The following is a 19,205-nucleotide window of genomic DNA, read 5'->3' as shown; positions in this document are numbered from 1 at the left end:
AGCAATACTTTATTCCTATTAAAGTGTTGCTTTAAATATGGATAAAGAAAAAATCGTGACTAGTTGCTATTTACTCGATAGCCAACAGATATAATCATATCAAGATTATAGTATGAAATGTCTCTTTGGATTTTCCTATTTCCTTCCTTTCGAACCTGTGCATTTTTGGCACAAGTTGAAGATAAAAGTGTGTATTTTCGCACGGAATATGTGCTATATCGCACAGAAAGGATAAAGGTGAAATTGTATAATAGATTAGTTATAAACACCTTATCAGTTTGGCACGGTATTTGAGAGAAAGAACATAAAAAAAGGATATTGCAAACAGCTAAAAAGCAGAAAACATGATTATACATTATTTGAAAGTAGCCATCAGAAACTTGTTGAAGTATAAGGCACAGAATATCATCTCTATCCTCGGGCTTTCGGTGGGCATACTTTGCTTCAGCGTCTGTCTTTATTGCAACCGCTACATCCATGCTATAGACCAATGCTTCAAGTACAAGGAACGCATTGCCGACATCAATATGTATAATCCCGACGGACGTATGTGGTCCGGAACTCCTGCCACTTTGCCCGAAAGGCTGCGCCAAATGCAGATTCAGGAAGCGGAAACATTTACTTTTATGGCTTATCCTCGCCCACGTAGCTACAACGTGGAAATTGCGGATGGGAAAGAATTGCCTTACGAGGAGCTGAATACCATAGAAGTAGATACAAACTATTATAGCGTGTTCACTCCGGAAGTGCGGCAAGGTTCATGGGGCGTGGCTTCGCAAACTCCCAATGCTGTGATACTGACGCGTTCTTTAGCACAAAAGATATTCGGTACCCGGGAGAATCCGATAGGGAAGCGGATGATTCTGATGCAACGGCTCTCCACGTCACCGAACACCACTCCGCGGACAGGGGGCATCGTCTATACCATACAGGCAGTAATAGAGGATATACCCTTGAATACCAGCCTGAGCTTTCTTAGAAAAATTGATATGCTGACGCTGAACGATAGCGAAGGACTCTTGCTGTCTGATAGACGAGACAGCATGACCGGCGGTTCTACTTTCGCCCTTCTTCGTCCGGGAAAGACAACCGCCCAACTGGAAGCAAGTTTCCGCGCGATGGACTTGAAACATACACTGTATGAGGAAGAGAATGTGGTATCGGCATCGGATTTCGGCAAAATTTTCTTAGAGAAATCCGTAGTTCCCTATTTTGCCGGAACCACTTTCATTGTCGGCCTCCTGATTCTGCTGACGGGACTGCTTAACTTCTTCCAGTTCCTGACCGGAAGCTACCTGAACCGTTCGCACGAGTTCGGCATCCGCAAAGTGAACGGAAGTAATGGCAAACAGTTGTTGGGACTGCTCTTCACCCAATCCTTAGTGATTCTGCTGATTGCTTTTCTGCTGACTTTCTGCCTGATAGAGATACTAAATCCGTCTCTTTCCTTCTCTTTGTTCGATTTCACATTGACCATTGAGCAGGGCTTGTTATGGATGCAGACTGCGGAATACATGGTCGGCATTGTCGGGCTGTGCCTGCTGCTGTGTCTGTTTACCGTATGGCGAGTAAGACATGTGTCCATTCAGACGAATATCTACATGAACAAATCCAAACGCCACAAACAGCGGATGCGGAATGTGCTTCTGGGCATCCAGTTTTTCATCTGTTGGTTGTTTTTCATCTTCACGGTGGCTTTATACTTGCAAGCGGAAAAGACCAATGCGACATTGTTCCAGACGCTGACAGAAAAGGAAAAGTCCGAAATCCTCAGCGTTTCTCTAGATTACCGTTTCCTGAAAAATGACGAAAGACTTGCTCTTATAGAGCGTATTAGCCAACACTCCGGTGTGAAAGACAAATTGCTGACCGATATAAATTACCTGAAAGGCATGTCGGGAAGCAGTATGCAGACAGAGAAAGGCGATCGGAACAGCTCTTTTGAAGTCAATGTCATGAGCATTCCTGCCAATTTCTTCGAATTTATGAAGATTCCTATTCTCTCCGGTCATACGTTGCAGACAGACAAAGACATGGTGGCAGACCACAAACTGGTGGAACGCATGCAGAAGGATTTATTGGGCACTACCTTGTACAATTATCGGAGCGACTACACGGTATGTGGCATTTGTGCCGATTTTATTGCCGATACTTACTATCAGAGTCAAGGATATGTCTTCCTACCTTGTGATTTTAAGGATTATGTAGGCCATTGCTACCTGAAATGTATGCCCGGAAAGGCAGAAGAGGTAAAGGCTTTCGTCAAGAAAACTTTGGAGGAGTCTCTTCCGGAGAGCATACAATTAGAAGTTTCGACCTTGCTGGAGGACATCCATAAGGAACAAGCCATAGAGAACAATCTGAAAGGAATCATTCTGTTCTTCTCTCTGGTCAGCCTCGTTATCACGTTGCTGGGCGTTTATTCCGCCATCACGCTGGACACGGAACGCCGACAGAAGGAAGTGGCAATCCGCAAAGTGAATGGTGCGGGATTGAAGCAGATTATCATCCTGTTTGCTCGTATGTATGTCTGCCTGCTCGTATTCTCGGCAGCCGTTGCATTTCCTTTATGCTATGTCCTCATACAAGCCTGGAAAGGCATGTATATCGTCTTCTTCAATGACGGTCCGTTGTTCTGGATTTCCATCTTTGCGGCAGTTACAACCATCACTGCCCTGACCATCATTTTCCGCATTCTGAAAATCGCAAGGACGAATCCGGCGGAAGTGATTAAAAGCGAATAGTATAATCTATATATGAATCCATTTATTCAAAGTGTATGACCCTGTTTGCAACCTTGAAAATAATCGTTCGTAGTTGGTGGAGAAACAAAGTTTTCTTTCTAATTTCGGTGCTGAGCCTGACTGTAGGCTTGGCATGCACGAACCTGCTGTTTACCTACTTTGTACATGATTACAACTTCGAAAGCGGCAACCGGAATAAAGACCGCATCTTTTGCCTGCAACAGGATGACCCGTTGCAGGAGGGGAGCAAGGCGACTTATGTTTCTGCCGGAATCCCTTCCGTGCTGAAAGAAAAGTATGCGGAAGTAACGGACTATCTACGCCTCAGTTCCTATGATGTGCAATATTGCCGATACCAGGAAAACGTCTTCCGGGAGGCAAGGCTTATATGTGCCGACACCACCATGCAGCATTTCTTCACCTATCAGTCCTTCGCAGGCTGTCTGAAGCAAGCGTTGGAACAACCCGGTAAGGTGGCACTCAGCGAAGCCTTTGCCCGGAAAGTCTTCGGAGACAAGAACCCATTGGGGGAGTTGCTGGAAGTAAAAACGGCCATGGATGGCGTGAAGCGTTATGAAGTCACTGCCGTATTGAAACCGCGTCCACAATCACTTCTCCGGTTTGAGATGCTGACCGGCATGGACGCTCACTTCTTCGGAGGATTGACCTTCTTGCAGTTGGCTCCCCATACAAGCCCCCGACAACTGGCAGAAAAAATCAACCGGGATAAAGTGCCGACCTTGATGCCCGGAGAAACAAAGTATTATGTTGAGCCGCTATCCGCCCTCTATTTCGTTACCCCGGGCAATAGTCCCCGGCGCTCCTTGTCCTACATCAATCAGAGCAATATGCAACTGCTGTACATCAGCCTGACTTCCGCTTTGCTGATACTTATCATTGCCTGTTGCAACTATACTAATATGAGCCTGAGCCGTGTGTTGCAACAACTGAAGATGATACATGTGGAAAAGTTGATGGGCAGCCGTAAAAAGGACATCCGCCTTCAGTTGTTTGGCGACGCGTTCCTCACGGTGCTGTTGGCATTCGTGCTGTCGCTGCTTGCTATCAGCGATTGTCTCTCTTTCTTCAACAGATTGCTGGCATCGCACCTGGACATCCCTTTCTTCTTCAGCATGCAGATGTTGCCTTTCCTGTTGCTGTTCGTCCTGATAATGGCAATTGTTCCGGCGTGCTACATCAGCCGGAAGTTGTCGGCATTGTCGTTCAGCGAATACAAGACGCTTCAGGCAGGGAAGAGGAAGCAACGGTTTGTCTCATGCCTGGTTGTCCTTCAGTTTATGATTTCGATGGGGCTGATTTATGCCACCCTTACCGCCAACAGGCAGATTTCCCTTATCAACGAACATGCGGCTTGCTATGAGAACCTGATAGAAATCGGGGCATCTAACGCATCGCCTTCCGTTGCACCCCTGAAAGATGAATTGGAGAAGCAGGGGCAAGGCATCCAGTCCATGTCCTTGTCCGGCGGTCCTGTCTTGAGTTCATGGATACAAGAACTGGCTATCAAGCAGCCCGACGGAACTGAAAAGAAATCCCACTTGGTGATGCTGTCCGGTGATACGGATGTTGTCAGCACAATGGGATTGCAACAATTATCAGGAGATTCGCCCCAACAACTGGTGGAGAAGTATCCATATCCGGTACTCGTCAACGAAAGTTATGTCAGGAACCTTGTCCCTTCGGGCGTAAACCCCATCGGACACCTCATGGCTGAGTTCGCTATGGCAGATTCCATCTATACCATCGGCGGTGTCGTAAAAGACTTCTCTACCGGTTCGTTAGAGGCGGAGGTGAACCCTTGCATGATTCACGTCGCTTCTGCCGACAAAATGTCTCGGTCCGATTATCTTCATATCAGGCTTGAACCGGAAAGACGTCAGGAGACTTTACGCCGGATAGGCCAGGTGTGGGAAAAGGTGAATGAAGGCAGTGTGTTCCAATATACCGATCTGCACCGGGAGTTCATGAAACGCAATGACAAAGTGTGTTCCTTATCTAAAATGCTAATAGGGTATTCGCTGATTGGTTTGGCGTTGACCTGCTTCGGCCTGTTCGGCATCTCCTGGTATGCCACCCGCCAGCGCATCCGCGAAATAAGCATCCGCAAGATACATGGAGCAACGGCGTGGCACATCATCTGGCTGTTCTGCAAGCCCTTCTGCCTGCAAATTGCGGTTGCATACCTTCTTGCCATCCCTACCGTTTATGGGTTGATGTTCCGCTGGCGAGAACAGTTTGCCTATAAAGCCGATTGGACAATTACCGATTTTCTATTGCCTCTGATGATAGTTGTGGGAATATCCGCTATTACCATCGGCCTGCAGGGCTATCTGTTGAATAAGGTAAATCCGATTGAAAGTATTAAAACAGAATGAGAAATCCAGAAGCACTATGATAAAGCATTATCTAAAAGTAGCATTACGCAATCTGTTGAACTATAAGGCACACAGCCTTATATCGGTCATTTGCTTGGCAGTGGGCATCACCTGTTTCAGTGTGGCGAACCACTTCATCAACAGCGTGACTGACAATGATGAACTGCCTAATTACGAAGGTCGTATTGAACTTTCACTTTCATCACCTCAGACAGCCGCTGATTTTGTCCGTTGGTTGAAAGAAGATGTTGCGTACATAGAAGGTCTGTCATTGTCAGGAATCGACACGCTTGTTGCCTCTTCTTTTGCAGAACAAGCGGAAGTCACGGTCATAGATAAGAACCAGCAGGCATTTCCATTTCTGATACAATACCGCTGTGTGTCGCCCTCGTTTTTCTCTTATTACAATAAGAAGGTAGAGAATAAGGACAAGAAACTAGTTGCTCCCGATGAGGTTGTCATATCGCGTTCATTTGCCCGGAAGGCATTCGGAAAAGAAAATCCGATAGGTATGATTGTCCATCTGGAAACAAACTATCGCCATTTGCCTAATCAGATTAAGGATTATAAGATTGTAAGTGTAGTGGATGACGATAAAGCGGAAAGCATCGACTGCTATTTTCCACTATCCATGAATCCTCGCCTGAAGCTTAGTGTAAACACCTATCTTGCCGGACAGACAACATTGGAAAATCTGAACAAACAGTTGGATAAAATAACTTGGAAGCGAGGAGAGATGGATTTACACGTCCGCGCTTATTCACAAGCGGAGCGTGAGAATGACTTGCAGAGAAACATCGGCATATTGTTTGCACGGTTTTTGGCTTCGCTTATTTTACTATCGGGATTGATTAATTTCATGAAATTTGTCATTCAAATGTTCTATAATCGCCAACGCGAACTGGCTCTCCGCAAATGTATGGGGTCGGATGTCAAAGGGATGTTCTTGCTGCTTTTTACAGAAGTGTTCTGGATGTTGCTGGCAGCTTTTTTCCTATCACTGGTGATAACGGAAATTTTCCTTACCCTGATGTACACTTATGTTTCGCAAGAAGATATGATTCAATTTCCGTTGGCAGATTTGTATAGATTTCAATTCTTTCTGTATATCGGCTTGTTGGCTATATGTTCTATTGTCATCATATATCCTATCTATCGGTTACGTCGGTTAAGCATCATTCACCATATTGTGCAAAAACGGAAACGGCATGTGTTCCGCAACATCATGATAGGGTTACAGCTGGCCATTTCCATTTTTTTTGTAGGGGGAAGCTATGGAATCGTTCTTTCTTACAATGAAACATGGGGAAAGATGTATAGTCCGTTGAACAAGGACGAAGAGAAACAAGTGATTTCCTTATCGGTCAACAGCCTGCGTATGAGGCAGAATATGGATGCTATTCTGTCCGACATCCGTTCTTTGTCCGACATTACGGACCAGACAGGCATTTCTGAACAATTTAATCTCGGTTCGTTTACCTATATGAGATATGAAAAGAGCGGACATCCAGCAAGAGGGGTTCTAATGATGGAGGGGAATCCCCATTATTTTGATTTTTTCCGGATTCCGATGGAAGGGAAAAAAGTGGATTGCAATGTGAAAGGCACAGTATATGTAAGTCGGAAATTCAAGGAACAACTACAAAAAGACAGTATAGAAGGGACTGTCAGATTGAGTGGCTCCGATTATCAGATTGCAGGAACCTACGAGGCCTTGTATAAAGAAGGGGCTGCAGACCAACTGAATGTTTCAGGATCTGTATTCTTAGTAAGTCCGGAAGTATCAATATACTATTTTAAGGTAATTGATTCAAATAGAACACCTAATGCCATTAAGCAGATCACGGAAATATGCCGCCGCTACGTACCCGGCACTTTGCCATTGGACATTCATTGCATCAACGATACCAAACAAACCACTATAGGAATTATGCAAATGATATTGGGGGCTTCCATGCTATTGGCTGTCATCAGTGTGCTTTTGGTCATTCTCAGCGTTTATTCTGCCATCTCCTTAGATACGATGAGCCGTCAGAAAGAAGTGGCCATCCGAAAAATCAATGGTGCCACTCCTAAAACCATCGCACTGCTATTTGGCAAGGTTTACCTAATTATCTATCTTGCCGCATTTTGTACGATTTATCCCTTGTTGCGTTTGATGATGGCAAGTATGTTGGAAGGATCAGGGCTTAAAAACATATACCGTTGGGATTGGGGCATTCTGCTATTCCTGGCAATGGCACTTTTGATATTCTGCATTACAGCTTACAAAATTTATAAAGTGATGCACCTCAATCCGGCAAGTATATTGAAAAAGGAATAATTGCCCGTTGGCGAAATTAATTCGTAGGCCTGCTCCTTTTTTTTGCATTGATTAATATACTGATTGTTAGATGTTTGAAGATTGAATGACAGACACTTGTGTTCTACATGACAAACACTTGTGTTCAAGTGGACAGACACAAGTGCTTGAGACGACAGATGCAAGTGTCTGTCAAACCAGAGAATATAGGGGAAATTGCAGAAGTCATTTCCCTGCTGATTTAAATCCGCCAACAGGGTGATAATTATTATAATATTATAATAGTATCAACCATAAAAACAAAAAACATTATGATTAAGACCGTAAATTTACAGAAGATTTTCAGAACTGAGGAAGTACAGACTTTGGCTTTAAACAATGTAAACATCGAAGTGAAAGAGGGTGAATTCGTTGCTATCATGGGACCTTCCGGTTGCGGAAAATCCACTCTGCTGAACATCCTTGGTCTGCTGGACAATCCTACTTCCGGAGAGTATTACCTGAATGGGACAGAGGTGTCCAAATATACGGAAGCCCAACGTACCAACCTGCGCAAAGGAGTCATCGGCTTCGTATTTCAAAGTTTCAACCTGATAGATGAGTTGAATGTGTACGAGAACATTGAATTGCCGTTGCTCTACATGGGGATTCCTGCTGCTGAACGCAAGCGTCGGGTGGAAACTGCTATGGAGCGTATGGCCATCATGCACCGCAGTAAGCATTTTCCGCAGCAGTTGTCCGGCGGACAGCAGCAGCGTGTGGCCATAGCGCGTGCTGTTGTGTCGAATCCCAAACTGATACTTGCCGATGAGCCTACCGGTAACCTGGATTCCAAAAACGGAAAAGAGGTGATGGAGCTGTTGAGCGAATTGAATAAAGAGGGCACCACCATTGTCATGGTGACACACTCGCAACACGATGCAGGCTTTGCCGGACGTGTCATCAATCTGTTCGACGGACAGGTGGTGACGGAAGCGAACTTGTAAACCTATAATATCATTTTGTCACTTCTGACATTTTGTATTTTGAGATCACTGAGAATCGCTTATTTCCATACAAGATAAGGAGCGGCGATAAAAACAGAAACGTTTCTCTAGATTTTATTGATTTATAGAATAATATAAAAATATATACAAATGAAATAGAGAAAAAAAACGCCGAAAAAGGCAAAAAAACAACGTTTTTCTGTTTTCGTAAAGCGAATTTTCCACTCCGATTCTCCTTTTTTTGAAGTTTTACTTAACTATTTCCGAAGTTTTACTTCATTATTTCTTTGGCAACAATGAAGTAATTCCGAAGAAACAGTTAAGTAAAACTTTGGAAACACTTCGTTCGTACTTTTTAAAGGCTCTGTCGTACCCTTCTGTTTGCCGCAATTTGAAAAACTGAGAAGAAAGCAAAATCCTGGAATCACTGTCATATTGATTTTCTTTTCCCAATTCAAGTTTATTGGAGTTATATTGCTATGCTGTAATATCGTCTTTAACTCCTACAAATAAAAAAAACGTACTTTTAGGGATGTTTTTCTCATGTATTCCTTGCACAATTCAAATAAGATGCCTAATATTGCGGATTATCAATAAATCAAAACAAACTATGAACGACACTTATCAATCAATAGGACTCTTCATTGACGGAGGTTATTATGCAAAAGTGAACGAAGCGTTGGAAGAACAGCTTTCGTTGAACATCAACATCAGCGGCATCATGAATTTCATTCGCCGACAGGTGAGCCAGGTCAGCCGATCGCCGCTTGCGGATTGCCAGATTACCGAAAGCCATTATTTCCGAGGACGTTATCGCGTGAATGAGGCCAATAGTAAACACCTGCTGTTCTGCGAGCGCAAATTTGAAGACACTTTGATAGAAAACGATGTGATATTCCACTACAAACACTTGCGCGAAATTCAGAAGAACGGAGCCATCACTGTCGTGGAAAAAGGAATTGACGTATGGTTTGCTCTCGAAGCGTACGAATTGGCGACCATCCGCAAGTTTAATTACGTCGTGCTGATAACGGGAGATGCCGATCACGAAATGCTTATACGTAAACTGAAAGCCTTGAAGATACATACCATTCTGTTGACATGGGACGTGCTGAATGACAAGAGCACCTCTACAGCCAAGCTGTTGCGAGAGGAAGCATGTATGCATCTTGAAATCAGTGACCTGCTTGTAGAAGACAAAGCGTTGTTGCAACAGATTTGCAAGTAACGATAAAAGGTATTTACTTGACGTAGCGAAGCGATATGGAGTATCTATATATACAATTTCAGAATAGGATAAGCAATGAGGAGATAGCTTTGTTCCGAGGGGCCATTATCAACCATTTCAAGAACAACAGTTTGTTCCATAATCACCTGGATGACAGATTCAGATATTCTTATCCTTTGATTCAGTACAAAAGGATAAAAGGATATGCCGGTCTTTTGGGCATTGACTCTGGCGCCAAGGCCATAGAAAAGCTGGCGAATGCTTGTCAAATGCCTTGCACCTTGGGCAATCGTACGTTGGACCTGAAAGTACAATCCGTGCAGCGAGGAATCTTTTCAATCGGTTTTGCAGAATCTCCGTTTGGTTATACAATCAGCAATTGGTTTCCCTTGAATCAAGGAAATTACCATAAATTCCAACAACTTCCTTTTGTTTCAGAACGTGTTCAAATGTTGGAAAAGATATTGGTAGGCAACATCTTGTCTTTATCCAAAGGGGTAGGATTTCACGCTGCGCAGCCCATTACGTGCAAATTGACAGCAATCAGTAATCAATATACCTCTTTTTACAAAGGGGTGGGGCTGACTGCGTTTGACGTCAATTTCCAAAGCAACATCCTCTTGCCTCGCCATATCGGTTTGGGAAAAGGGGCAAGTATCAATCATGGAGTAATTTCATATTAAAAAGAGCTGTTATGATGGAAGACAAAATGATTTTTCTTTTGGGTGGCCATGATTTGGAGATGCTCACAATTCTCGATATATTGAAAAGCCGGGGCATTGCATACAGGGATAAAATGCTGCAATGGGATAATGCTTTATTGAGCCAATACAAGCAAGAACTGGATTTGCATGCCGGTGACTCTTCATGGATGATATATGGCATCGAATTACAAGAAGATATGGTCGCACCGGACAATTACATGCGCATAGACCATCATAATGATTACGCAAAAAAGGAATCATCCTTACAGCAAGTGGCGGCTATCTTGAATTATCCGTTGAACCGCTATCAGCAGTTGGTTGCAGCTAATGATAGCGGGTACATTCCGGAGATGTACCGTGCCGGAGCTACTGAACTGGAAACAATCCAAATTCGTTTGGCAGATAGAAAAGCACAGGGAATCACCTTCGAAGAGGAAATGCAAGCAGAAAAAGCGATTGATGAAGGCATGAGGTCTCTTGATGACGGTTTGATCATCGTGAAAGCCTGCTCTTCGCGCTTTTCACCGATATGCGACCGCTTGTTCCCATACAAGCAACTGCTTATTCATACAGACCATGAATGTGTGTTTTATGGCAAAGGCGCTTCTAAACTGGCGGCCATTTACCGGACGGAAATATCAAATCGCCGTTGCTTCTATGGGGGAGGCGAACAGGGCTATTTTGGCACAGCCGCAGATGCTTTCAGCCCGGAGGAATTAACACGAATCATCCATCACATAATATCCATTCACAATGACCTATAGTTATCACATTTTCTATTTCCCCTTCAAGTGGCAAACCGAAGGAAGTGAAACAAAAACTTTTTCCGAACAGATATGTTTGGACAATATCAAGTATCGGGCCTCCTCATCGTGGGAACATGCCCCAAAACCGGAATCTGAAGAAGAGGAGAAGAACCTTTATAATGAGAAGAACTACTATTACAAGTTTGTCCACAACATCCTGTATGACGAAGCGGGAAACCCATTGGAACTGATTCGCCATTTTGAACGCAAGGAGCCTAAACTGACAAAGAACATACACTATCTGATTAAGGTAAAAGGGCGCAAAGAGCCATTCATACTGACCGTAGATGCCATCAACATCAATCTGTATGCCACCGGAGTAGGTTTTATGTCCTTCTATCTCAAAAATGAGGAGGAGAGCCAAAGCAACCCCGAAGACATTCTGCTTATCAACCAGTATGGCCGACGGATATTTCCTCCTTTCTATGACGACATTACGTATCGGAATGAAACAAGCGAGTACATTGACATCCAGGGATTGTATTCTCCCCACAATTATAAAGAGGATTTCAAAAGCTACAAGACTTCTGATTGTTGGAAACCGGCTTCCTTTATCTTGAATCTGATACAGGAGCTGGCCGATAACATCCTGATAGAGCCGATAATAGACGACCGCATGTTTGTGGCTTGCTGGTACAAGAACAACGAGCTGGCCAAGCAATTCACCGATGATCCGCAGGCTTGTTGCGACCCCGAGAATGACTTCTCTAGTTTCTGGTACAAATACCTGTTCGTGGACGGCACTTTCGAGACCTGCCAAAACAACGAAATGAAAAAGAAGCTGCTGGAAGAGCACACCTACTTCCGTTGGCAAAAATACAGTTCGCTATACGGCGTATGCCGCTATGCATTGGTGTATCTGGCAAACGATGGTGCGCCCGATCATCTGCTGGAATGTTTCCAAACCATTTATGCCCGTATGGTAGAGCTTGTCTTGGTGCAAAGGGCATCCATGCTACGCTTCTCGGGAGAAGTGACAAAGGTAAGCAACTTGTCGCACGAAAAGGTAGGTGTCATATCCAACCGCATCAGCTCCTTATATAAGGAATATATTCGTTTCATCAACCAGATCTATTTCAGAGAAGTGACGGTGCAAGACCAGGGTATAGAGCTGTACGCCATGCTGCAAAAATGCCTGAACATGGAAGAATACATCAAGGATCTTGACAACGAGATAGGGGAGTTGCATGAATATGTCTCTTTGAAGGAAGACCGGAGCAGAAACATCAAGGCCGAAGTGTTGAACAACATCGCTACGCTCTTTTTACCCATTACGGTGATTACCGGTTTTTGGGGAATGAATCCGTTGGAGGAGGTAATGACAGCTCCGCTGTTCAATTATCAAGTTTGGATGCTTATAGCGGGAACATTGTGTGCATTAATTATAATTTATAATAGAAAGAAAAGATTATGAACTGGAAAGTAACAGAGTGCTATTTGGGTGCACTCATCGGGATTATCGTCTTGGCATGTTGGGAAACGGAAAGTGACAGAATGTTCTTGTTACATCTTGTGGGAATCATTGTGTTGATTGTATTCATCTTCTTGATACCATGGCTGGCAGGGCGGCATATACGCACCTCGGAGGATGCCAAAAAGGATGCTGAAGCGCGTGATTTTCTGAAAGAATACATCCGCACAGAAGAGATGAAAAAAGTTTATCAGACAGAGAAAATCAAACGATTGGAAGAGGCACGCGAGAAGCTGAAAAATGAATTGAAACAAGTAAAAAACACTTTGAATGGAAAAGCGGAAGATTATGAAAAGCATTTGTCCGACTTTTATGATTTCCTGCTCGTCAAGTTGGCAGAAGAAAATAAACTCCTTTTCTCAGAAAAGGGATTTAAGGAGTTGAACGATGAGTTTCAGAGTAAGCAATAATCTAAAATACGAATATCATGGAAACACTTGAAGTCATTTTACAGCAACACACTCCCTTGATACATTTTCAGCATTATCAGGATGGGGCGACGTTGCGGGCGTCGGAGGTAAAACCAAGGTTAGACAAATTTCTTATCGGAAATGACGCTTTTGATAAGTGGAAACGGTACTTGGTTGGAGCTTTACATCTATCCGATGAACAGATGGAGATGGAAGCGAAAACTGAAGATGAAATTAAAAGGATAAAAGAATATGTCGGAAAGCGAGAAAAGACATTGGAACAAAAGTTCAAAGATGGCTTCAGAGGGCTGGACTATAAGTTGACTATACTTCCGTCTTCGAAGAACCCCTTGTATTATGACGATAATGCCATGTGTATGTATTTTGCCAATCAAGGAACCGTAGAAAAGAAACGAGGAATCTTATATGATGATGACGTTATCTTGCGATTTACTTCGCAACATTCAGGGCTGATTAAAGTCATAGAACAAAGATTTCCTGTTTTTTTGTCGCAAACAAATTTTGGTTCCCGGCAAACGAAAGGTTATGGCAGCTTTTTTATTAAGGATAAAGAGAACCAACTGGAAAATGCCGATTACTCTTTTATTGTTTCTACAAATGATGTCAAAGTGTTATTCGAACAAATATCAGACTTTTATTCAGTAATCCGTGCCGGAATAAATAACCGGGGATTATATATAAAATCTGCACTTTATAAGTATCTGGCAGAACAGAATATTCAATGGGACAAGAAAACTATCAAACAGCAATTTTATACAAACGATGAGAAGACAGAGCAACGGAATAAACATTCCAATGCTGAGATTCTAAATTTTCAAGGCAATACTGGTAATGAGCACATTTATAAAGAGCTATTAGGACTATCAACCAATGAAACCTGGTATAAAGTTAGTGCTACGCTCACCAACAAACACTCTCTGAAAAGAGAAGTTGATAACGATCGGATTGCTCGTTTTAAATCTCCTGTATTGTTTAAACCTATTAAAAATGGGGGACAATATGTTGTCTATATTTATCTTTCAGAAATTCCCACTGAAATGAGAAACAAAGATGTTAAGATTATTTGGGATGGAAACAAAAATGAAACTTTTAAAACAGCAAATGATTTTTCTGTGATTCAGTATTTCAATTGGATATATGCTCAAAGAAGAAATCTTATAACATCATTGTCCAATGCTGCGACAAATGGAGCAACAGAACGACGTAACAACATAAATAACTGCTTTACAAACCTAAAGAAAATAAAGCCATGAACTACATCGGAATAACCTTTGGGCCAATTACCCGCATCACCGAAACTGCTAAAAGCACCAAGGCACTATGGGCTTCCAGCTTTTTCTTCAGCTATTTGGCGAAAGAAATCATATCAGAATTCAAGGAGAGGAATTTTGTTTACCCTATAGTAAATAAGCCGGAACTGTGGAATGCAAACAATGGAGTAGGATGTTTTCCGGATCGTTATGTGTTTCAAGCAGAAGAAAATGATTTTAATCTGTTGACAACACAGATAAACAATGTTTTAGATACGATTAGTGAGAATATAACGAATACTTTGGTCACGACTTCTAAATATAAAGTTTGTTCTAATAAAAGGAAAGACTTGCAAGACTCAGTCTTAACATTTCTGCGCAACTACATCAAAATCTATTGTTTTGAAAAAGACATTACAGAGGGGGAAAAGGATATGGGAAATGTAGCGAACATATTTAACCCCATATTCGACTTGCTGGAAATGCAGGATGTTTATAACTTGAAAGAGACAGACAACTATCTTTTGTATTTTTTTGAATGCAATGAACTCTATGATTCTTTTTTGGTAACATCAGCATTTGGCGACAACAAAACACATTTCGGTGCGATTGATACGGTAGCAAGAGCTGAATGTAAGAAATCTCCCAATGCTAACATCCAACCTATGGCATATCACCAATACATCGCTGTTATATCGGCTGACGGTGATAATATGACAAAAACCATCAATAAAATGCACAAACAAGGCCGCTCTATAACGGAATTGAGTAAACTGCTTTTTGAATTCGGGCAAGAGGTTATAAAAATAGCGCCACAATTTGGAGCGCGTGTCATCTTTTCCGGCGGAGACGACTTGTTAATCTTTGCCCCTGTCAAATATGAAGGTGCCACAGTCTTTGATTTGATGGAAAATATCAGTACCGCTTTTAATGAGAAGATGAAGGTGTTGCCGGATCCGCCTACCATTTCCTTTGGAGTTTCCATAACATATATGAAGTTTCCTATGGGAGAAGCCTTAGACTACACCCGCGAAGGATTGGCCAACGCCAAAGAGGGGACAAAGAACGCTATTGTAAGCCGATTGCAAAAACATAGTGGGCAAACATCCGTTTTGAAACTAAAGAAAGGAGAAAAAAGCTATCAAACAGCCCTTGGTTTGTTAAGGGCTTATATTGACAATGAATTATTCCTTCATTCTCTCACCTACTGGTTCGAAAAGAACAGACAGATTATAAAAGCTGTATTATCAGAAAGTGATTCGAATAAATGCAGCGCCATGATGGAAAGTTTTTTGAAAAATTCATTGAACGAAGATGTCCATACGACGAAATGGGATTTTATAAAAAAGGCTGGCTGTTATATCTGCGAATGTTCTGTTGAGTTGAAAGATGTGACGCAAGCGATTGACGCTACTGTCTCTCTGTTACGTTTGATCCATTTTATTAATACGAAACGCCATGATTAATACATACAAGATTACATTGACACCGTTAGACTGGTATTTTTTCGGTGGAGAAATCACATACGGAGGCTCCGAACAGGCTAACTATTACGCCAAGTCCAATAAGTGCCCTCAAGAAAGTGCCATAATAGGTATGCTCCGTTATGAGATTCTGAAGAAGAAAGATTTGTTGAACGCTTCAGGGAAAGAGAATGAGGTGGCAGATGCAATAGGTAACTGGGGATTCAATCCTCTTTATGGTGAAGAATCACTTCGGAAGATAGGATTGATAGATTCCATATCTCCGGTTATGATTCAATACCAAGGAGAAGTGTTCAATCGAGCTCCTTTGAATTATGGGAGCGAGATTCAGTTTGAAAGAACTTGCGTATATCTGAATGGGGAAAAACAGCAATTGCCTGTGCCGATTAAGATGCAAGATGCAAGAGAGATATGGATCTCTTGCTTGACTGGTCAACCTAATGAAAATGTTGTTGATGATAAGATATTCATCAGCAAGTCTAAAATTGGCATTACCAAGCAGATGACACAGCGTGATGATGACAACAAGGACGGATACTTTAAAGGTGAAATGTATTCCTTGAGGAAAGATTACAAATTTGTCTTTTATGCCCGGCTCGGAATAGAATTGGACAACCTTTTGTTGGTATCTTTAGGTGCCGAGCGCTCCATGTTCAAGATGGAAGTAACTCCAGAAAAAGACATGGAACAACTTTCTCAGTTATGGGACAATATGCAGATAAAGCCGGCAGAGCTGAAACAAGTAGTTTTCTTTAGTGAGGCTTTTGCTCCCGCTGAAATCTATCAGCATTGTTCTTTTGCATGGACTGATACAATTTCTTTCAGATGTATCACGCGTCCATGGAAAGCCGATCATAATTATGCGGCCTTAGATATAAAAAAGGAACGAAGCTGCCGCTATAACCTCTTGCGGAGAGGGTCTGTGTTATACTATGAAACTGATGAGCAAGAGCAGGAAATTTGTAAACTGATTAATAATGAGTATTTTCAGAATTATGGTTATAATCAATGTAAACTTTATAAATGAGTAGTATTATGAAAACAAAGATGTATGTAATTACGACAATGAGCAATCTGCATGTGGGCAGTGGTGAATATAACATGGGAGTTATCGACAATTTGGTACAGCGGGATGTGTTGAACAACTATCCTAACATCAATTCGTCAAGCTTGAAAGGGGCATTGCGTGAATATTTCGAAAGTGGTGTGCCGGCAGAAGTGCTGACAAGTGACAGAAAATCATTTGTTAAAGAGGTGTTTGGCTCTTCTCCTAAGGATAAAAAGGAAAACATGCAGCAAGGCAAGTTCCGCTTTTTCGAAGCAAATCTCCTCTCATATCCCGTCAGGAGTGATAAAACACCCTATATGCGTGCGATAACTTCTTCCGTCATAAAAGAATTGTTGCAAAAAATCGAAGCCTTTAATATAAAAATAGACGAAACTGTATCGGAGGCATTGCAAGCATTAAGCAAGGTAGATGTACCGGTAGGTTCTCCGTATGTTTTTAAGACAGAGTTAAACAAAGCCATCGTCGAAGACTTCTATCTTAAAGCAAGGTACTCTGATATCATCGGAGAAAATCATCTTTCAACTTTGAATCAACTGTTTGGCCAACGTTTCATCTTGATGAACAGCGAAGATTTTACCAATTTGTGTGATAACAATCACTTGCCTGTCATTTCGCGCAACTATCTGGAAAATGGCGAAAGCAAGAATCTGTGGTATGAAGAAGTGGTGCCCCGCTTTTCACAATTCTATTTTACGGTCATGTTGGACGAAAACAAAGAAGAGGAGTTTGAGAAAGCTTTAGAAGCAGGCTTGGTTCAGTTTGGGGGAAATTCAACCATTGGATACGGATACTCAAAAGTTCAATTACTCACTTCTATAAATTTAGCTAACTATGAAAATTGAAGATAAATATATTCAGACAGCCATAAACGCTCTGACAGAAGCCTCCATTGTTGATGCCGAAGGTTTTTATAAAGAAGTGTTCAAGGGGTATATTTCAGGATTGGGTGCATCCATTATGCAGGCAGGATTGCTTCCTACCGTTATCTTTTACGAGAACAGCCCTGCTTCCGAAGCCGATAAAAGTAAACTGATTGCAGCCATCATTCATGTGCTGAATACAGATTTCGGCTATACGATTAATGAACGTTTTTCTCAATATATCTTAGCGAATTCCAAACGAAAAGAACAAGTCAAGTTGCTGAAAGATGTGGAAAAGGCTGTGGTAGCTATCAAATTAGCCTTGCGCATATTTAATGCCAAATAAGAAGGGAGGGAAAAATGAGAGAAAATATAGGATGGCTTTATAATAAAAGCTACTACGAAGAACTGAAAGGGATGAAAGCTGATTCATCCGTCATCCGACAATTGAAAAATGAACGGCAAAAGGTATGCGAAGGACCATCCGCTCCGTACCAACAATTCAGCTTAAGCACTTATTATCCGGGGCTAATCACGGGAATAGGCATGCTGCATCAAACGACGTTGTCGTGGACAATTACTGAGGAGAAGAAAACGATAACTATTCCGGAACTTAAATTTGGTATGGCCTTTGACTATGCGACCGGTTTGCCTATCATCCCCGGTTCATCGTTGAAAGGCGTTTTGCGTGAGTCGTTTCCTATCTCCAATCAGCAAGGATTTTGTGACAGCTATGACGAGAAACGGAAATACATTGCCGGTATCATTCAAAAACTGGTTGATATTGAAAACAAATATTCAAACAGGGAAAGTGAACTTCATTCTAAGTATCAAGTGAAGCGGTGGGAAAAGTATAAAGCGTCAGATTCTAAGTCTCAAGAGAAACTGTGGAAAGAGTATAAAAAGAAAAAGGGATTTCCTGCAGAATTGACTAAAGAGGAGTACGGGAAAATATGTGTAGCAGAAAGGTTGCAAGAATTATGGAAGAATCATGAGGATGGAAAAATTTCAGATGAAGATTGCTTGAAAGAGGATGAACTATTGAATTCTTCTAATGCCGTTGTTGATATAATCAATGAGAACGAAAAGATAATAGCAGAAACTTTGGAACTTAGCTCAAATTTAAAGAAAAAAATCATCAGAGAATTGAAGGACGAATTCCAAGATTTGCTTAATGATTCTCCAAGTACTATATCTGATGATTGTTTGCAAAAAGCCTCTTTGTTGGCTAAAGAAATTTTTGAAGGCCAGAAAGAAGATGGCACTCTTTTGTCAAGCTACGAGCGAGATGTGTTCTTTGATGCGTTTCCCATGCTTAGCGAAGAGTTATTTGAGATTGATACAATCACTCATCATCCTTCACCATTTAAGGATCCGAACCCTATCTCTTTCTTAAAGATTCGTCCTTGTGTGTCCTTTTCTTTCCTTTTCAAGTTGCATGATGGCATATTAAGCCGGAGACAGAAACTATTAT

Annotated in this window: 15 protein-coding genes and 1 pseudogene; 15 read left to right on the top strand and 1 reads right to left on the bottom strand. The window is 42.0% G+C overall.

Annotated features, from left to right (window positions below; genetic code table 11):
* Positions 1-65: 65 nt before the first annotated feature.
* Positions 66-167 (bottom strand): annotated as a pseudogene (gene rhuM / locus K2G43_RS10180) (RhuM family protein); the annotation flags it as partial.
* Positions 168-344: 177 nt separating this feature from the next.
* Between rhuM and K2G43_RS10175 the strand changes: the two are divergent.
* The 15 genes from K2G43_RS10175 to K2G43_RS10105 all read left to right on the top strand — a co-directional run.
* Complete coding sequence (locus K2G43_RS10175) at positions 345-2,744, top strand: ABC transporter permease (RefSeq protein ID WP_300154825.1); 2,400 nt, start codon at positions 345-347, stop codon at positions 2,742-2,744.
* Positions 2,745-2,779: 35 nt separating this feature from the next.
* Positions 2,780-5,140, top strand: a complete 2,361-nt coding sequence (locus K2G43_RS10170; protein WP_300154822.1) for an FtsX-like permease family protein — start codon at positions 2,780-2,782, stop codon at positions 5,138-5,140.
* 16 nt (positions 5,141-5,156) lie between these two features.
* On the top strand, positions 5,157-7,463 hold the full coding sequence (locus tag K2G43_RS10165) for an FtsX-like permease family protein (protein WP_300154819.1): 2,307 nt from the start codon (positions 5,157-5,159) through the stop codon (positions 7,461-7,463).
* Positions 7,464-7,753: 290 nt separating this feature from the next.
* A complete protein-coding gene (locus K2G43_RS10160) occupies positions 7,754-8,428 on the top strand; it encodes an ABC transporter ATP-binding protein (RefSeq protein WP_300154816.1) in 675 nt (224 codons plus the stop codon).
* A gap of 610 nt (positions 8,429-9,038) precedes the next feature.
* A complete protein-coding gene (locus K2G43_RS10155; protein WP_300154813.1) occupies positions 9,039-9,656 on the top strand; it encodes an NYN domain-containing protein in 618 nt (205 codons plus the stop codon).
* Between the two features lie 35 nt (positions 9,657-9,691).
* On the top strand, positions 9,692-10,339 hold the full coding sequence (locus tag K2G43_RS10150; protein WP_300154810.1) for a CRISPR-associated endonuclease Cas6: 648 nt from the start codon (positions 9,692-9,694) through the stop codon (positions 10,337-10,339).
* 11 nt (positions 10,340-10,350) lie between these two features.
* A complete protein-coding gene (locus K2G43_RS10145; RefSeq protein ID WP_300154807.1) occupies positions 10,351-11,124 on the top strand; it encodes a hypothetical protein in 774 nt (257 codons plus the stop codon).
* Positions 11,125-11,200: 76 nt separating this feature from the next.
* Positions 11,201-12,580, top strand: a complete 1,380-nt coding sequence (locus K2G43_RS10140) for a CorA family divalent cation transporter (protein ID WP_300154804.1) — start codon at positions 11,201-11,203, stop codon at positions 12,578-12,580.
* Positions 12,577-13,047 (top strand): hypothetical protein, encoded by a 471-nt coding sequence (locus K2G43_RS10135; RefSeq protein ID WP_300154801.1) that lies wholly within the window; start codon positions 12,577-12,579, stop codon positions 13,045-13,047. Before K2G43_RS10140 ends, K2G43_RS10135 begins: the two co-directional genes overlap by 4 nt.
* A 17-nt stretch (positions 13,048-13,064) precedes the next feature.
* Positions 13,065-14,321, top strand: a complete 1,257-nt coding sequence (locus K2G43_RS10130; protein WP_300154798.1) for a hypothetical protein — start codon at positions 13,065-13,067, stop codon at positions 14,319-14,321.
* Positions 14,318-15,784: a type III-B CRISPR-associated protein Cas10/Cmr2 gene (locus K2G43_RS10125; RefSeq protein WP_300154795.1), complete on the top strand. Its 1,467-nt coding sequence runs from the start codon at positions 14,318-14,320 to the stop codon at positions 15,782-15,784. The genes K2G43_RS10130 and K2G43_RS10125 overlap by 4 nt, the downstream gene beginning before the upstream one ends.
* Entirely contained in the window at positions 15,777-16,829 is a 1,053-nt protein-coding gene (locus tag K2G43_RS10120) for a type III-B CRISPR module-associated Cmr3 family protein (protein ID WP_300154792.1), read from the top strand. The genes K2G43_RS10125 and K2G43_RS10120 overlap by 8 nt, the downstream gene beginning before the upstream one ends.
* Positions 16,830-16,837: 8 nt before the next feature.
* Positions 16,838-17,713 carry a type III-B CRISPR module RAMP protein Cmr4 gene (gene cmr4 / locus K2G43_RS10115; RefSeq protein ID WP_300154789.1) on the top strand — a complete coding sequence of 292 codons (876 nt, stop codon included), beginning with the start codon at positions 16,838-16,840 and terminating at the stop codon, positions 17,711-17,713.
* Positions 17,703-18,077 carry a type III-B CRISPR module-associated protein Cmr5 gene (gene cmr5 / locus K2G43_RS10110; RefSeq protein ID WP_300154787.1) on the top strand — a complete coding sequence of 125 codons (375 nt, stop codon included), beginning with the start codon at positions 17,703-17,705 and terminating at the stop codon, positions 18,075-18,077. Before cmr4 ends, cmr5 begins: the two co-directional genes overlap by 11 nt.
* Positions 18,078-18,091: 14 nt before the next feature.
* The coding region (locus tag K2G43_RS10105; protein WP_300154784.1) for an RAMP superfamily CRISPR-associated protein at positions 18,092-19,205 on the top strand (1,114 nt) is incomplete at its 3' end.

The organism is Bacteroides sp., assembly GCF_029057325.1.
Taxonomy (GTDB): domain Bacteria; phylum Bacteroidota; class Bacteroidia; order Bacteroidales; family Bacteroidaceae; genus Bacteroides.
This window is presented reverse-complemented; position numbering and strand designations above follow the sequence as displayed.

What these genes read in the sequence shown, in the direction of transcription:
- K2G43_RS10175 (WP_300154825.1), top strand. Translation starts at nt 345, where the DNA reads ATGATTATACATTATTTGAAAGTAGCCATCAGAAACTTGTTGAAGTAT.
- K2G43_RS10170 (WP_300154822.1), top strand. Translation starts at nt 2,780, where the DNA reads ATGACCCTGTTTGCAACCTTGAAAATAATCGTTCGTAGTTGGTGGAGA.
- K2G43_RS10165 (WP_300154819.1), top strand. Translation starts at nt 5,157, where the DNA reads ATGATAAAGCATTATCTAAAAGTAGCATTACGCAATCTGTTGAACTAT.
- K2G43_RS10160 (WP_300154816.1), top strand. Translation starts at nt 7,754, where the DNA reads ATGATTAAGACCGTAAATTTACAGAAGATTTTCAGAACTGAGGAAGTA.
- K2G43_RS10155 (WP_300154813.1), top strand. Translation starts at nt 9,039, where the DNA reads ATGAACGACACTTATCAATCAATAGGACTCTTCATTGACGGAGGTTAT.
- K2G43_RS10150 (WP_300154810.1), top strand. Translation starts at nt 9,692, where the DNA reads ATGGAGTATCTATATATACAATTTCAGAATAGGATAAGCAATGAGGAG.
- K2G43_RS10145 (WP_300154807.1), top strand. Translation starts at nt 10,351, where the DNA reads ATGATGGAAGACAAAATGATTTTTCTTTTGGGTGGCCATGATTTGGAG.
- K2G43_RS10135 (WP_300154801.1), top strand. Translation starts at nt 12,577, where the DNA reads ATGAACTGGAAAGTAACAGAGTGCTATTTGGGTGCACTCATCGGGATT.
- K2G43_RS10130 (WP_300154798.1), top strand. Translation starts at nt 13,065, where the DNA reads ATGGAAACACTTGAAGTCATTTTACAGCAACACACTCCCTTGATACAT.
- K2G43_RS10125 (WP_300154795.1), top strand. Translation starts at nt 14,318, where the DNA reads ATGAACTACATCGGAATAACCTTTGGGCCAATTACCCGCATCACCGAA.
- K2G43_RS10120 (WP_300154792.1), top strand. Translation starts at nt 15,777, where the DNA reads ATGATTAATACATACAAGATTACATTGACACCGTTAGACTGGTATTTT.
- cmr4 (WP_300154789.1), top strand. Translation starts at nt 16,838, where the DNA reads ATGAAAACAAAGATGTATGTAATTACGACAATGAGCAATCTGCATGTG.
- cmr5 (WP_300154787.1), top strand. Translation starts at nt 17,703, where the DNA reads ATGAAAATTGAAGATAAATATATTCAGACAGCCATAAACGCTCTGACA.